Origin of the sequence: Nocardia sp. NPDC047038, assembly GCF_040644075.1 — a bacterium.
In the GTDB taxonomy this organism is placed as follows: Bacteria; Actinomycetota; Actinomycetes; order Mycobacteriales; family Mycobacteriaceae; genus Nocardia; species Nocardia sichangensis.
Genome location: NZ_JBEYVQ010000027.1, coordinates 1 through 15,689 on the forward strand (window position 1 = coordinate 1; position 15,689 = coordinate 15,689).

Below are 15,689 nucleotides of genomic sequence, written 5' to 3' on the forward strand. Positions count from 1 at the left end.
AAAGCCGCCACCGCGATCGAGGTACTCCAGCACGCAGCGGCGTGGTTCGCCGACCACGGCGTCACCATCGAACGAGTGCTCTCCGACAACGGGTCGGCCTACCGGTCCCACGCCTGGCGCGAGGCATGCGACGAACTGCGCATCACCCACAAGCGGACCCGCCCCTACCGGCCCCAGACCAACGGCAAGATCGAACGCTTCCACCGCACCCTCGCCGACGGCTGGGCATACGCCCGCTTCTACCAATCAACCGAACACCGCAACCAAGCCCTGCCCGGCTGGCTCCACTTCTACAATCACCACCGATCCCACTCCGCCATCGGCGGCCGCTCACCGGTCACCCGACTGACCAACCTCCCCGGACATCACAGCTAGCCGATATCTCAGACCTCGGGGCATCGCCCTGATGACTGATCTGATGCTGCTGGAGGATGAGACTCAGCACGCAAATTGAATCACGCACGCCCACACGATGTCTCGCGATAGGAGATGTTGTGCACTGACCTCCCTGCCCGAACCGAAGCCCGAATGGTCCAGCGGTTGCCACGTCTGGAAAGGCAGGGGAAGTCAACCCACGCGGATCCGGTGCTGCCTCCTCCGGGGGCAGGAGGCAGCACCGGCAGGAACTCGTCGGTGGGGGTATCGGCCGGGAAGGCCCGGCGCAAGTGAGTTCCCGTCTTCTTCTGCGCAGCAGAATTGTTTCTGCCGAATTCCACGATACTCGCTTCCGATCGCGATTTGTCAATGCCGTTAACACACCCACTGTGGGTGACTTTTCATGCTGCGCTATAAGCAGATAGCGAAATGTGCCCAGCCTGGGCGCATTGCCTGGAAGCGGCACGCGGGTAGGCCGCCGAACGTCTGGAGATGCTGCCCAAAGCTATGGTTAGCAGCGTAACCCGTCGTTCAGCGGTTCAGTGGTTGATGCTGTTGGTGCGCACGTCGCCCCACTGGTTGTGTTCCAGAATCTTTTGTCGTTGCGGTTATCGCCTCGGCGACTTACAGTACGAATGCGCCCCTTGGATGGGGGTTTCCCGGTATCTCGCTGGTGGCGGAACCGGATGTGGCGTCGTTTTCCGTGTGTCGGCAGTGGCCGGCGCGTGAGCGGCTTTCGGAATCGCGTGTATTGCAGCGTGCATGTATTGGTCGTATTCGATCATCGGCTGTGTCTTCGTTGCGGGTGATCTTGCCCGCCCATCCGGGGCAGCACGCTCGCTGTGGTGCTCGCCCGCACTCATCGAACGAGGGGTATCGAAGAATGGACACACCCACGCGACGGCATCTCGCCCGAGCGGTGGCGCTGAGCGCACTGCCGGTGGCCATGGCGGTCGCAGTCGCCGGAGTTGGCGCTGCTGATCCGGGGCAGGGCCGGGCGCCGGTGAATCAGCAGAGTCAGCTCACTGTCGACGCGGGCGTCACTGCGCCGCCTGCGGAGGCAAGGTTTTCCACCGGAGTCGAGGCAGTGCCTATCCCGGCGCCGATGCCTGATCCGGTGCCCGACATCACCCACCAGTTCCTCGACGTGATCACCTCGCTGACGGAGGAACTGGTGGGCGCCCTCGCCGAGGCGCTGCCGCGGCCTCTGTGGCTGGGATCCGGACGATGAGGCTTCCCGTCCGGGCAGCAAACGGGCGATGCCCTCTGGCATCAGCGAGAAAGTCGCGGCGAGAGATCGCTGCGGACGTGACGTTCACCCCCTTCTCGCCGCAGACAGCGGGATCCGATCACGGGTTCATGCCAGCGCGTTCGGTGCCTTTCGAGTCGGGTTTGAGGATCTGAGGACGATATGACTGTTCGACGTCAGCCGATGCTGGCTTTCGCGGCGACAGCAGTGGCCGCCGCGCTGGCTGCGGGGCCTGCGTATGCCGCGCAGCCTGGGCTGGAATCACCGGGCCAAGGACAGCCCGGGTTGAGCACGACACCTCCGGCACCTGCGCCTGCGCCGCCGGAGGACACACCCACTGTGGTGGATCTCCTGCCCAAGCCTGCGCGACCGCGCCCGAGCCAGCAGACGCAACCGGTGGTCACGACCCGTCCGTCGGCGGCAGCACCGGCACCCGAGCCCGAAGCGGATTCTGGTGAGGCAGAAGCTCAGGAGGCGCAGCAAGCACCCGAGCCTGAGCCGGTCGCGCCTGGTGTGCAGCCGCGCACGCTGCGGTTCGGCACGGAGATGGTGGCGGTGCCGGAGTGGGTGCCGCCGGAAGCTCAAGCGGTCGCACAGGATCTTGCTGATACCGCCGAGTGGTGGATCGCGGCGGGTTTCGACGCGGCGGGGCTGCCGGTCGATCAGTCCGATCGGCGTGCGGCCGCGACCATGGTCGGTGGTGTCGCTGGTTGGAGTGTCGGGGCCAACGCGGGCGGGTTCGTCGGCGGTTTGGCTGGCTGTGCCGCGGGCATGGCGGTCGGTGGCGTCGCTGGTGGTGTGATCGGTGGTGCTGTATCCGGCGGTGCCTTGGCTCCGTTCGGAGCGTTCGCTGGCGGCTTGGCCGGGTGCATGGCCGGCGCGGCGATCGTGGGCATCCCCGCCACGGTCGCCGGAGGAGTCGTCGGCGCCAGCGTCGGCGCAGCAGCAGCCGCGGCCCTCGGGTCCGACACCCACCTCGACCCCGCCGAGCCGCGCTCGGACGAGACCACCGACACTCCTGCCGCACAGCAAAATCCGGACACGACGACCGTCGACGAGGACGTCGATGCTTCCGCCGGGACTGACGAGGACTGCTCGTGATCACGCCGCTGCGGCGGCTGCTGGCGGCAGCCGCGATCACCGCGACAACGACGGCGGCCGCCGTGGCGGCAGCCGCGCCGGGCACGTGGGCACAACCAGCCACCGGCCGAAACTGCCCAGCGCTGTTGGTGATCGGGATTCAGGGGGAGGGCCAGGCCGCAGCCGACGCCGCCCCCGACACCGACTCCGGAGTGCTGGGTCAGGTGTTTCGTCCGATGCTGTCGGCTGCCGCGCCGGGGTCGGTGCAGCGAGTCTACGTGCCCTGGCACGACCCCACCGCCCCCGCAGCCGCGGGCACTACAGGCGGTGGCGGGTTCGCAGCCAGTGTGGACGCCGGGGTCGCGGCGGTGTCGCAGGCTGCCTCTGAGTTCGCGTCGCGATGCCCGAGCGGGCAGGTTGCGGTGGCGGGCGCGGCGCAGGGCGCGCAAGTCGCCTCGCAGTTCGCGCAATCCGTAGCGCGCGGAGCGGGCGCTGTCGCCGCCGAGCGTGTGGCCGGGGTGGCGCTGTTCGGTGATCCGAGCCGCAACCCCTCGGCGGCGTTGTTTCCCGGTCAGCCGGGCAAAACGGTGCCCGATCCGGCGCCGGGCACCAGCGGCGGCGCGGTGGCCCGGCTTCAGGCGTTGCCGCAGCAGCCGTTGACCGGCGGCGGTATCGGGCCGCAACGCGGCGCGGTGGCCGACTTCGGGCCTTTGGCCGGGCGGGTGGCAAGTTTCTGCGTCGCAGGCGATTTGGCGTGTGACACCCCGGCGCAGGCCCCGATCTTGCGAGTGGTGTCCAACATCGTCGCCGCCGCCGATCAGTCCGGCGGTGACCCGCTGCGCGCGCTGGCGTCGGTCACGCAAGCGTTGGCGTTCACCGCCATCAAGACCGTGACCAGCGTGGTGAACAACGACGTGCAGGGCACGTCGTTGGCGTCGCTGTCACTGTCCTCGCGCACGTCGCTGTCGGCGCGCATGGCCGAGGCGTCGGATCCGCGCACCCCCTTGGAGATCAACGACGTGTTCAAGGCGCTGCTGAAAGTGGGCACGATCGCGTTGAATTCGGTGATCACGGTGGCCAAGGCGGTCATCACGCCGGGCAACATCGCCGAGATCGCGGCTGCGGGGCTGGCGAACCCTGTGGCAGGGTTGGCTGTTCTGGGGCAGAAACTGTTGGGTGCTCTGCCGCAGCTGGTGCCGCCGACGACGGTGTCTCGGCTGGTCAACCAGGCGTTCGAGGCGGTGGTCGCCAACGTCACCGACAACACCGGCCTGGTGGACACCACCACCGGGGTGAAATACAGCGACGCGATCAGCAGCCGCGGCGCCTACACCGCCCACCCCGTCGCCGCCGACGGCGCGGCACCCGTGCAGTTCACCGCCGACTGGTTTGGCGCCCTCGCCAGGGATCTCACCGCCCGCCCGACACCTACCACTATGCCCTCGACAACTACCGCACCGCCGAGCAGCGGCTGGTCGATCGGTGGCGCACCTTCGACGACCGCGCCGACGACCAGCAGCCGGCCGGGTGGGGGCGGGCTGTTCGACTCCTGGCCATCCTCGACCAGACCCACACCGTGATGACTGATCAGGCCGGTGGCGTACGGGCGCACAGGAGAGGAGGACCGTTGTCCGATCCGCGCGGTGAATTCGCCGTCCCTGGCTTGTCCTCACCGCTGCCACCGAGCTGGCCGGAGTCCGACGAGCTTGACATGCTCCCACCCGAGGCGCTCTTGTCACCGGACGTCACCGAGGTGGACTACACCACCTGGCTGCCCCACCCCGCACCCACCACCTCGACCGCGGAGGCCTCCAAGCCGCCTGAGCCGATTACGCGGACGACTACTGACCGCACCCGGCCGCAGTCGCGGCGCCGGTTGGTGGTCGCGCTGCTGTCGATCTGCGGTCCGGGCGTGATCATCGGTCTCGGGATCTGGGGGTGGCCCGCCGACACCGCACCGCAATCCCACTCACCGCTCACCGGTGCGGCGTCCCCGCCCACGGCTGCGCCACCGGCTTCCCCAGTCGCGCCGGGGGCGTGGTGCGTGCAGCGTGCCGACGCTGATCGGGTCAGCGGCAATGGTGCGGGATCGACCGCGTCGGGGCCGGAAGTGATTCTGGCGCTGGAGTACTCGTACTACGCCCGCCGTGACGCCACGGTCGTGCGGACACTGCTGGCGCCTGAGGGCCGGTTCGGCAGCGACGCGGAGATCCAAGCCGGCATCGACGCCGTGCCGACCGGAACCACCCACTGCGTGGACATCACCCCGGCCGGGCCGGACCGGTGGTCGGTCACCGTGACCGAACGCTGGCCCAACGACTCCCGCACCGTGCACCGGCAAACGATCTCGACCACCACCCGCGATACCCGCACGCTGGTGGTGGCGGTGGAACCGGCATGAGGTCGGCCGCCAAGGACATCACCACCCCCACCAGCGACCGCGCCCGCACCCCCCTCGACCGGGCGCGTGCGAAAGCGTCTGCCCGCGCGGTGGTGGCGCCGCCGCCCGCCCAGCGGGCTCCGGTGTGGGATCGCCCGGTGCCGGTGGGCCGCGGTGCGATACCTGGCGGCAGACCGCCGCTGGTGTGGCTGCTGGGCGCCCACGGCGGCGCCGGAGTCACCACGCTGGAGCGGTTGTTGGCTCCCGCGGCGGACTGTCACCGCCGCTGGCCCGCCCCTATCGGCCGGGAGTCGCCGTATGTGCTGGTCGTGGCCCGCGCCACCGTCATCGGGTTGGCGGCCGCGGACGCGCTGCTGCGCCAGCATCACGCCGGGCTGGCAGGAGACAGCACCGTGGTAGGGCTGGTCACCGTCGCCGCGCGACCCGGCCGCCTTCCCGCGGCGATCCGCCGCGACCGCGACCTCTACAGCGGGCTGGTCGAGCACCTCTGGCATGTCGACTGGCACGAAACCTGGACGCTGACAGGACACGACGCACTCCCGGTCTGGACCCCCGGACAACCGACCCCGCAGCACAGCCGCGACGACGACTTGTCCACCCCGCCAGCGGATGTGCGCGCGCTCGGGGCCGCGGTCACCGAGACCGTTGCCGCATTGCATCACGCGACCATCACCGACATCGGAGAGTCACCATGAGCTGGATCCTGTCCACCGCCGAACACACCACCGTGCTCGCCCAACTCAACAACTTCACCCCCGACGCGCCGCCGGGCACGGAACGACTGACGACGCTGGTGCGGTGGCTGATGTGGTTCGTGCTGCTGTCGGGGGTGAGCGCGATCATCTTCGCCGGTGGCCGCTTCGCGTGGGAGAAGTGGCATGGCGGCATGCTCGAGTCCCCGAAAATGGTCGTCGGCGCATTGATCGGCGGCGTCGTCGCCACCAGCGCCGGTTCAATCATGAGCGCCATCATCGGCATATAGGGGTCGGGACGCTTGATGATCGAAACCTTCATGGCCTACAAGCAGTTGCCGCCGGAGATCACCGACCAACTACGGCAGATATTCCAGTGGCTGCTGTGGGGTGTGGAAGTCGGACTGATCATGCGGCTGGCCTGGGTCGGCGGCCGCGCCGGCTGGGAGTACTTCCGCCCACCTCCCGGGCCTCCCGCGGCACCGGCGGATGTGATGCGGGTGCTGCTGTCGTGGGTGTTCGCCACCGTCGCCTGGCCCATCGCCGGATCCCTACTCATGGACTACGCCTTCTAACCGGCAGTTCCCGCGAAAGAGACTGCATATGAACCAATTTCGACGACAACCCGCCGCTTTCGCCGTCGTGACAGCAGTCCTGGCCACGGCGCTTGCCGCAGTGGCTGGTTGCGGCAATGTTGATCCTCCAACGCCGTCCCCGGCGCCTGCCGCCGCGGATCTGACCGCTGTCCCAGCGGACGTGCGATGGGTGGACTATCAGGGTGTGCGGCTGCCGGTCGGCGCCGACGGGCCCCGGCAGGTGAGCGCGGAGGCCGCGACGGGATTCGCACCCAGTCCACAGGGCGCGGCGCTAGCAGCGATCGTCCACACTGTGCGGATGTCGCTGGCCCCCGATGCGCACTGGGCCAGTATCGCTGCCCACGAGATCGCCGCAGGCGCAGGCAAAGACGCCTGGGCCAGCTCGAGGGTGCTGCTGTCGATCCAGGGCCGCGCCGATCCCGCCACCGCGCCCCGCGTGCGCGGCCACACCATCACCGACTACAACCGCGCGATCGCCCACGTACAGATCTACACGTCGTTCCCGGACAATTCGGTCGCGGTGAACACCGCGACGGTGGTGTGGGTGGCCGAGGACTGGCGACTACAGCTGCCCGACCCCTCGGCCACCGACGCGGTGGTGCGCGAGGCCGCCACGGTGGACGCCCAGGTGAGACTGGAAGCCCCGCAATGACCACCGAGCGACGACACACCACACCAGAGGTACGGCAGGTCAGCGGGTGGACTGTGGCGTCGGTGGCGCTGCTGGCGCTGATTCTGATCGCCGCCGCGATCGCCTTCGCCGCCCACCGCACCCATACCTCCACCACGGGCCGGGGTCCCGTGGCCGCTACGACCAGTGCGCCGCCGGCGACGGGGGAGGGCTTCGATGTGCCGACGGTCGATGCGTTCGGCCGTCGCGTGGACATCCCCCGCAACCCGGCCGGGCAGCTGCGCGCGCAGACCGGGCCCGCCCGCCAGCCCAGCGACCCGGACTGGCTGACCGCGCCGCCATCTGGTTTGGCCGAGCCCGGCGGGTGGCAACGTGTGCACGGCGCGGTCGTGCCGTTCTCCACCTCCGACGGCCCCACCCACGTGCGGGATGGGATCGCCGCCGGCTACGCCCACACACCCCAAGGCGCGGCCGTGGCCGCGGCTGCGAGCATCAACCAGGTCGCCGCCCGCCCCGGAGACCGGACCCTGGTCGCCGCCCGCATGGTGCTGACCGCCGCCGACCAGGCAGCGTTCGACGCCGGGATTCGCCGCCGGGAAACTACCTGTGCAGCAACCGGAGTCGGTGACCCGCGCGTTGGTGGCGCCTGACGCGTACCGCATCGACAGCTACGCCGCCACCGATCTGGCGGTACTGCGACTGGCCGCCCGCACCCCGACGGAGCCCACCGGCACACGTTCGTGGGTGACGGTGACAGTGGGCATGGTCTGGCACGACGGGGACTGGCGCCTGCGCGGCAACGGCCAACAGCTACCCACCACCACAACCACCGACCTGACGGGGTGGACACGATGGTCCTGACCGCCCGCCGCCGCCTCGCCCTCACCGTCGCCGCGGTGATCGCCGTGCTGATCAGCACCGCGGCCGCGGCCGCGGCGCAGCCGGTCACGCCGTCACCGACGCCCGCACCGGTCCCGGCCGAATCCGGCACCTCGACCACCTACGGGTTCGACCACACCTGCAACGAGATACACGACGCGCTGTCGTCGATCCCCGGGCTGGGCGCGTGGACCGGGGATGTGGCCTCGGCAGTGTGTAAGGCGGGCAACGCCGCCTCTCACCCGGGCAGCGCGATCGAGGCGACGAAATCCAAGTTGTGGGATTCCACGTTCGGTCAGGTGACCGAGATCCTGCTCGACGGGCTGGGTGACGCGCTCACCTTGAGCACGGCGTGGGCACGGTTGCCCAACGACCGCATCCTCGACGACCCCGCCGCGGGCGGGGAGACACTGTGGCAGCGGGTGGATTCCTATACCCGGCAGGTGCAGACGTGGCTGCTGGCGTTCTCGATTCTCATCTCGGCGTTGCGGATCGGGATCGCCCGCCAGCACATGGCCGCCGAGCACGCCGAGGAAGCCTTCCGCACCTTGGTGCGTTCGACCGCGACGACCTGGATCGCCGGTTTCGCGATCTTGGCCGGTGCACGGATGAGTGATGCGTTCTCGATGTGGATCATCAACGACTCCACCGGCGGCAACGCCCGCGGCGCGGCGGAGCTGCTGGTGCGCACCGACCGCTTCGGCGTGTACGGGCCGGGACTGGTGTTCATCGTCGCCCTGGTCGGGATCCTCGGCGCGGTGGCGATGGTCGCGTTGACCATCATCCGCCAAGCCCTGCTCGTGGTCGCCGTCGGCATCTACCCGCTGACCGCGGCGGCGTCGGGGATGAGCGGCGGGCGCGCGTCCTTCCAGCGCCTGGGTGCGTGGATCGTGGCGTTCCTGCTGTTCAAACCGGTCGCGTCGCTGGTGTACATGATCGCCTACCTCACCGCGGACACCACCAACACCAGCCTCGACCAGCGGCCGCCCGCGGGTTCGGCGGATTCGGCGCACCGCGCGCTGGTCGGCATGGTGTTGCTGTGCAGCGTGGCGTTCGTTCTCCCCGCGCTGGTCCGGTTGGTCGCCCCCGCTATGAGCGTGATCGGCTCCGGCGGCAGCGGCGCGGCAGCCACCGGCGCCGCAGTCGGCGCGGGCATCATCGCCGCCACCGGCGGCAAAGCGCTGCTGGCCCGCGGCGCGGCGTCCGGAGGTGCGGGCTCCGCCGGATTCGTCTCCAACACCGGCGGTGGCGGGCCGAGCGCCAGTGGGCATTCCGGCCCCGCCCGCCCGACCGGCGGTAGTGGCGGTGGAGGTGGTGGGTCGCCGAAGCCGCTGCCGGGCCCGGGCGGTTCTCGAGGACCTGCGAAACCGTCTGCGGTGCAGGCTAATCCCTCAGGTTCAGGGGGCCTGGTGCGGCGTGCGGTGCACCCGTCGACGGTCGCGACTGGCGCGGGCCAGGCAGTCGACCGCGTCAGCGACGACGTCACCGGCGGGGCGGCCCCGTCCGCGTCCGGGGTGGCGCGCTATCGCGGGCCGGATCTGGGGCCTCATGACATTCCCCGCTGAACCCGGTAGGCCGCAGCGGGTTTTGTTCAGGAAGGAGTCGCGGTGAGCGTGGAGTATGTCGAGCGTACCTACAGTGCGGGCTCACGTCCGCGCACCGAGGGCTTGTTCGGGCTGTCGTGGGTGGCGATGATCACCGCCGGTGCGGTGATCATCGCGGTCGTGCTCACCCAAGCGGTCTTCGGGCTGCTGGCCGCGGGGATCGTCGCTGCCACGGGGACGGTGGTGACCGCGCCGCTGGTGATCCAGATCGGCGGCCGCACCGGGTACGCGCGGGCGCTGCTGCTGTGGCAGTGGTGGCGCGGGGCCCGCCGTGGCGAGCACGTCTACCGGTCCGGGTCGTTCTCGGCGATGCCCGGCGGCGCGACTCGGCTACCCGGCCTGCTGGCGCCCTCACGCATGTATGAGGGCCAGGCCGTCGACGGCCACCGCTTCGGCATGATCCACCTGCCACGCTTCGACGAATACACCGTGGTCTTGCGGGCGTGGCCGCAAGGCGGCGAAGCCGTCGACCAGGACCTGGTGGATCAATGGGTCGCCGCCTGGGGAGCGTTCCTGGCGTCAGTCGGTTCGGCGCCGGATGTGAAAGCGATCGTGCCGGTGATCGACACCATCCCCGAAACCGGCAACCGGCTGATGGGGGAGGTCTCCGCGCTCACCCACCGCGACGCGCCGGCGCTGGCGTCGAACGTGATGTGGGAGTTGGCCTCCCAGCTGGCCAGCCAACGCGTCCAACTGGAACCACGCATCGCGATCACCTTCGAAGCCACCACCCCCGAACGCCGCAAAGTCCCCGCCGAACAAGCCCTCGAGATCGGGCGCCGCTTGCCGGGCATCCTTGTCGCCCTCGCCGAAGCGGGAGTGCGGGCCGAGCCGATGACCGCCGCTCAGATCACTGCGTTCGTGCGCCGCGCCTACGACCCGGCCTCTCAAGCCGACCTGGAAGCCGCCGCGACCGAACCCGACGGTCACGGTGTCACCTGGGACATGGCCGGCCCGCAAGACGAACAGCAACGCTATGACCGGCTCCAGCACGCTGGTGCGGTCAGCATCACCTGGGAGATGACCGAAGCACCCCGCGGCGTGGTGACCGAGCGGGTATTGCAACGGCTGCTGGAACCCAACCCCGACCTGCCCCGCAAACGCGTCGCCATCGTCTACCGGCCACATTCGGCGGCCGAAGCCACCCGCCTGGTCGACGACGACTACCGCAATGCCCGCGTCGCCGAACAGAACACCCGCGGCGGGCTGGTCTCCGCGTCCGCGAGCATCCGCGTCGCCGGAGCCGAACAAGCCCGACAAGAACAAGCCCGCGGCCACGGGTTGACCCGCTATGGCATCCTCATCACCCTCACCGCGCCCCGCGGCGAAGACATCCCCCGCATCGAAGCACTCGTGCGCGACCTGTCCACCCAAGCCCGCTTGAGCATCCGCCGCTGCAACACCTACCACTCCGCAGCCTTCGCCGCCTCCCTCGGCGTCGGTGTCATCCTGCCCGAGCACGCCACCATCCCCGAAGCACTCGAAGGGTAAACCGATGGCGAAAACCACTGCACCGCAGACCGAAACGCCGCAGCACGTCCCTGGCGCGTCGGCGTCCGGGCGGCGCGGGCTGCGGGTGTTGACCGACGAGCAACGCGCCGCGCTGCAGGCGCGGCAGCGGCGCGGGGGAGTGCGCGGGGCGTGGGCGGGTGTGCTGCTGTCGCGCGATGACCACCGCCGCCGCAACCTCGGCGTACTCGAACGTTCGACGCTGGTTGAGGATTTCGACCGTCCCGTGCTGCGGTTGACCGACACCGGGTACGCCGGACCGACCGGCGGACGGGTATCGGCGGTCGGGCGGCCCGCGGAGTGGCGCGGCACCACCGCCCAGGTCGTCGGACTGTGGCCATGGTCGGTCGGGGCGGGTGCGCCGCTGGTCGGCACCCCGCTGGGCCCGCATCTGCGCACAGGCGCACCGGTGTGCTTCGACCCGATGAACTGGTTTCTGCGCGGCGGATTCATCACCGCACCCAGCCTGTTCGTGCTCGGCCTGAACGGATTCGGCAAATCGTCGCTGGTGCGGCGCATCGTGCTCGGCGGCATCGCCCAAGGCATCACCCCGCTGGTGCTGGCGGATGTGAAACCCGACTACCGGGCGCTGCTGGAACTGGTCGGCGGCCAAGTCATCGACCTCGGCTACGGCTACGGCCAACTCAACCCCCTCGATGTCGGGGTCATGGGAAAAGTCCTCGCCCGCCTCGAAGCCGCCGAAATGTTCGAACGCGCCCAAACTCTGGCCCAAGAACTACGGGCCCGGCAGATCGCGTTGATCTGCGCGCTGGTGGAACTCGTGCGCGGGCGCCGCGTCGCCGATTTCGAAGAAACCGTCATCGCCACCGCCCTCACCAGCCTCTACCGGCCCGTCAGCGAAGGCGGACGCGGATTCACCGCCACCCGTCAGCCGATCCTCGACGACCTGCTGGAGGTGATCGTCGCCGGGGGCCCGGACCTGCAACTGGACGCGGCCGCCGACAGCGAACAGCGCTATCAGGCCGCGGTGGTTCCGCTGCGGCAATCGCTGCGGGCGCTGACCCGCGGACCGTTCGGGCAAGTGTTCAACGGCCCCACCACCGTCGGCATCGACCTCGACTCCACCGCAGTATGCATCGACGTCTCCCACATCCCCACCGGCGACCGCAAACTCAAAGCCGCGGTCATGCTGGCCTGCTGGGGCGCGGGATTCAGCGCCGTGGAGGCACTGAACATGCTCGCCGACGCCGGATTGGCACCACAACGCTACTTCCAAGTCGTCATGGACGAACTATGGCAGGTACTCAGCCTCGGCGACTTCATGGTCGAACGCGTCGACGAACTCACCCGCCTGCAACGCCAGATCGCCACCGCCCTGATCATGATCAGCCACACCATCAAAGACCTCCAAGCCCTCGGCAGCGACGCCGCCATCTCCCGTGCGCTCGGGTTCCTCGAACGCGCACGCGCGAAGATCTTCGGCGCCCTGCCCGGCGAGGAAGTCAACCGGCTCTCGACGTTCATCCCCTTCACCGCCGCCGAACGCGCGATGGTCACCAACTGGTCAGCGCCACAAGCGTTGACCGGCGAAGCCATCCGCCCCGGCACGCCACGCCCCACCCCACCCGGCACCGGCAAGTTCCTGCTCAAAGTCGGCGAAGGCCGCCAACCCGGCATCCCGTTCCTCGTCGAACTCACCGACACCGAACGCGCCACCGGCATCCACGACACCAACACCCGCTTCGCAGGATTCGACAGCAACGGAGGCGCCGAATGAAAAGTAGCGCAGGCAATTTCGAGAGGATGACGCTCGTGGTCAGCATACAGACCCGATTTGCAGTGGCTATAGAATTCGACGCCGCCGCTGGCGGCGCCCAGGCGGCTGAACGAGGACCGATTCGCAAAACCCACAGGTCGCATATGGGTCGACGCGAAAACCTACACATGACCGCAGTTGTGTCACCCAGCCCCGTGCACCAGTTCGACAGCACGGAACCCTCGGCACGGGACCAGGGCAGAAGTCATGAATGACGGCAGTGGCATGGACAGGTTATCGGGATGGCAGGCACGGTTGCTGCGCCGCATAGAGGACCTCAGAGCGGAATGCGGGCGAGTTCGGCGCGAGATTCCACACACCCCTTGGCCGCAACGACCAGATCCATCATTCGACCAATTGCGTTTACGGCAATCTGAGCTGGAACGCGACCTCGACGGCTTGAAAGTCCGCGCCAGAGCTTCCGGGATTCCCGAAACAGAGATCGAGAAAGCCGAGCACTCCGCCCAATGGCGCGGATTTCGAGACGACAACCGGCCAGCAGGTTCGATACAGACGGGAGGCGAAAGCCCAGCACGCACCCAGATGATGGACGCGATCGCGGACGATGTTTGGACAGTCGAACATATGGCAGCAGTTGCGGGATTCCGCGAATGGCAACCCGGCAACGATGTATCGAAACGCCTGGCAACAGTGGAATCACGGCAACACGAACGCAAAATGGTTGCACTGCTGCACCGGGTTGAGGCTACCGCATCGCTGGCGGAGCTGACCGATGACGAGCGAACTACGCTGTGGAATCGCGACGAAGCCGGCTGGATTCGATTGTTTCAGCACACCGTATACGCCTACAACAGCGAACAGCTAGAGCGCAGGTGGCAAGAGAATTGCCCTCCCCACTCCGGCACTCAGATCGCTGACATCATCCGCCGCGTGGCAGCCGAGCGACATGATCCTGCCGATTCTGGCCTGGCTCCACCGACACCGCGCGAGCTCATCGATCGCGCCGTCGCAGCACTGGAAGCGGACTATCTCGCCTGGGGCGTGGACTACGACGAATACCTGTTCTACATCTCGATGTTCGGTCCGGACTCCGTCATCAATGAACACACCCCGCAGCCCGCGACGGATCCAACTGATCAACACCGCGGTGTCAAAAAGCAGACGGCCGGTCCCAGCGACGACCTGCACGCCGATGCCCAGACGGGAATCGATGCACACCAGCTGCAGGCGCAGCGTGACGTGCGGACGCCCGCCGAAACCGTCGACCCCGGATCGAGCGAGGACCTCGCAGGCGACCTGATCCAGGCAGCTGGCCTCGACAGTGGCGGTCCATCATGTGCGAGCACCGCGATAACTTGCGGCACAGCCGATTCCGGGCATCCTACCCAGACATCGGACTTGGGCGTCGATCTGTGAATCCGCCAGTGAACGCATACGAAAACAGATGCCCGCCGCCGGTTCCTTGGCCGTCCGGACAGCGGATAACGACCGCAAGGGAACGCCTGGGCCGGCATGTCCGCGACGGGCCGGAGCTGACGATGAACCACCGGCACCCTGGCACTACCTCGCCCCGGGCCCGCGGGAGTCTCGACGAGGCGTGGTGGCAGCACGCCGATCCGAGGGTTGAAAGCCTCGACCGATCAGGGCGCCAGCACCCTTCGTCACCGACTTGCGGCTGGGGCGAACCCGCTGTTGGCGCTGCTGTGCTCATCCGACCACGGTTGCCGACGCGATCACCGCAGCCTTGCCCGCACAGGAACGGCAGACGTCGAAACCGCGCGGCAGCAGCATGTCCCGCCCGGGCAGTCACCGGCGGTAGCACCCGAGGGTGAGCGGCAATTGTGAGCCGAACGCCACGGATGGCTCGACCCGCCACCGCCACTGCACCGCGTCTGCACTTGCCGCCCACCGCCGAGCATTCCGTAACGCGAAGAAAGCGACACATGCCTTGAACGAGTCGTCACCAGAGCTCGATTCCTTGCCCAGTTGGAAGTTGCGGCTGCTCGGCCGCATTCAGGACATCTCCGCCGAGCACACGCATACTCTCTCGGCGGGCTACCCCACCTTCGATTCCCGCGGCGGCCTCGAGTCGGTACCGATCCGCATCTGGCGAGACCGGCTGCGTTCCCTGGCCTCCGATCGCGCCGAGATCGAGTTCCACGCCGCCGCAGTCGGTCTGCCCGCATCCGCGATCGACCAGGCACGGCAGGCTGGGCAACGCGGCCTGCGCTGGGATGACAGCACGCCCACCACCGGCAGCGTGCCCAGAGGCAAGGACCGGGTACATGCCTACATGGTCGACGGTGTCGCCACCGATGTGTGGCAGCTCGAGCACATGGCCGCGATCGCCGCCGAACAACGGTTCGGCAGAGCACCGGATCGAGCTTCCCACGGTCGCGAACTCGACGAAGTCGACCAGTTCGGCCGCAACATGGCCGCATTGTGGAACCGGGCCAACATGGTCGCCCACGCGATCGGTCTGTCCGCACAGGAACGTACACAGATATGGGGTCGCGACACCGCAGGCTGGCGGCGGCTGGCCGGACTGGTCGCCGCCTACGACGATGGTGAACTGCACGAGCGCTGGCGCGCCTACGCATGGCGCGGCGTCGAGCACGAAATCCTCCGTGACCTCGGCAGACTCCCCACCTACCAGCTGCCCGGTACCGAGCCGGGTGAAGCGCCACCGCTCCCGCACCTACTGATCGAACGCGCCACCAACGCGGTCGCCGCCCTCAGAAGCAGTGAAGCCGCTCAACCCGAGCCTCTGATCGACGCCGCATTTCTGCCGCATACCGCCCCAATAGTGGACACGGAGAACTCCGCAGATCCCCACGCGGCCCCCGGCGGCATGACCGGGATGTCCCCAGGACAGGACCTCGGGCCGTGACAGTTCCGCCACGCCCACGCGCCTCGCATCACCCGACGACCATCG

16 protein-coding genes are annotated in these 15,689 nt (G+C 68.6%); all 16 read left to right on the forward strand.

What is annotated here, in order from left to right:
* The coding region (locus ABZ824_RS37730; RefSeq protein ID WP_356969453.1) for an integrase core domain-containing protein at positions 1-375 on the forward strand (375 nt) is incomplete at its 5' end.
* Positions 376-1,258: 883 nt separating this feature from the next.
* Positions 1,259-1,606: a hypothetical protein gene (locus ABZ824_RS37735; RefSeq protein ID WP_356969455.1), complete on the forward strand. Its 348-nt coding sequence runs from the start codon at positions 1,259-1,261 to the stop codon at positions 1,604-1,606.
* 180 nt (positions 1,607-1,786) lie between these two features.
* The gene (locus tag ABZ824_RS37740; RefSeq protein WP_356969457.1) at positions 1,787-2,725 is read left to right on the forward strand and encodes a hypothetical protein; all 939 of its coding nucleotides are present in this window, start codon (positions 1,787-1,789) and stop codon (positions 2,723-2,725) included.
* Positions 2,722-4,284 (forward strand): cutinase family protein, encoded by a 1,563-nt coding sequence (locus ABZ824_RS37745; RefSeq protein ID WP_356969459.1) that lies wholly within the window; start codon positions 2,722-2,724, stop codon positions 4,282-4,284. Before ABZ824_RS37740 ends, ABZ824_RS37745 begins: the two co-directional genes overlap by 4 nt.
* 47 nt (positions 4,285-4,331) lie before the next feature.
* Entirely contained in the window at positions 4,332-5,105 is a 774-nt protein-coding gene (locus tag ABZ824_RS37750) for a hypothetical protein (RefSeq protein WP_356969461.1), read from the forward strand.
* Positions 5,102-5,800, forward strand: a complete 699-nt coding sequence (locus tag ABZ824_RS37755; RefSeq protein ID WP_356969462.1) for a DUF6668 family protein — start codon at positions 5,102-5,104, stop codon at positions 5,798-5,800. Before ABZ824_RS37750 ends, ABZ824_RS37755 begins: the two co-directional genes overlap by 4 nt.
* Positions 5,797-6,087 carry a hypothetical protein gene (locus ABZ824_RS37760; RefSeq protein ID WP_356969464.1) on the forward strand — a complete coding sequence of 97 codons (291 nt, stop codon included), beginning with the start codon at positions 5,797-5,799 and terminating at the stop codon, positions 6,085-6,087. Before ABZ824_RS37755 ends, ABZ824_RS37760 begins: the two co-directional genes overlap by 4 nt.
* 15 nt (positions 6,088-6,102) lie before the next feature.
* Positions 6,103-6,372, forward strand: a complete 270-nt coding sequence (locus ABZ824_RS37765; RefSeq protein WP_356969466.1) for a hypothetical protein — start codon at positions 6,103-6,105, stop codon at positions 6,370-6,372.
* Positions 6,373-6,562: 190 nt separating this feature from the next.
* On the forward strand, positions 6,563-7,045 hold the full coding sequence (locus ABZ824_RS37770) for a hypothetical protein (protein WP_356969468.1): 483 nt from the start codon (positions 6,563-6,565) through the stop codon (positions 7,043-7,045).
* Positions 7,042-7,674, forward strand: a complete 633-nt coding sequence (locus ABZ824_RS37775) for a hypothetical protein (RefSeq protein WP_356969470.1) — start codon at positions 7,042-7,044, stop codon at positions 7,672-7,674. Before ABZ824_RS37770 ends, ABZ824_RS37775 begins: the two co-directional genes overlap by 4 nt.
* On the forward strand, positions 7,664-7,885 hold the full coding sequence (locus tag ABZ824_RS37780) for a hypothetical protein (protein ID WP_356969472.1): 222 nt from the start codon (positions 7,664-7,666) through the stop codon (positions 7,883-7,885). Before ABZ824_RS37775 ends, ABZ824_RS37780 begins: the two co-directional genes overlap by 11 nt.
* Positions 7,876-9,468, forward strand: a complete 1,593-nt coding sequence (locus ABZ824_RS37785) for a hypothetical protein (protein ID WP_356969474.1) — start codon at positions 7,876-7,878, stop codon at positions 9,466-9,468. Before ABZ824_RS37780 ends, ABZ824_RS37785 begins: the two co-directional genes overlap by 10 nt.
* 42 nt (positions 9,469-9,510) lie before the next feature.
* The gene (locus ABZ824_RS37790; RefSeq protein WP_356969476.1) at positions 9,511-10,998 is read left to right on the forward strand and encodes an SCO6880 family protein; all 1,488 of its coding nucleotides are present in this window, start codon (positions 9,511-9,513) and stop codon (positions 10,996-10,998) included.
* 4 nt (positions 10,999-11,002) lie between these two features.
* Positions 11,003-12,754 carry a hypothetical protein gene (locus ABZ824_RS37795; RefSeq protein ID WP_356969478.1) on the forward strand — a complete coding sequence of 584 codons (1,752 nt, stop codon included), beginning with the start codon at positions 11,003-11,005 and terminating at the stop codon, positions 12,752-12,754.
* A 246-nt stretch (positions 12,755-13,000) separates the two neighbouring features.
* A complete protein-coding gene (locus ABZ824_RS37800; protein ID WP_356969480.1) occupies positions 13,001-14,170 on the forward strand; it encodes a hypothetical protein in 1,170 nt (389 codons plus the stop codon).
* A 562-nt stretch (positions 14,171-14,732) separates the two neighbouring features.
* Positions 14,733-15,644 carry a hypothetical protein gene (locus ABZ824_RS37805; RefSeq protein ID WP_356969481.1) on the forward strand — a complete coding sequence of 304 codons (912 nt, stop codon included), beginning with the start codon at positions 14,733-14,735 and terminating at the stop codon, positions 15,642-15,644.
* The last annotated feature ends 45 nt before the right edge of the window (positions 15,645-15,689 follow it).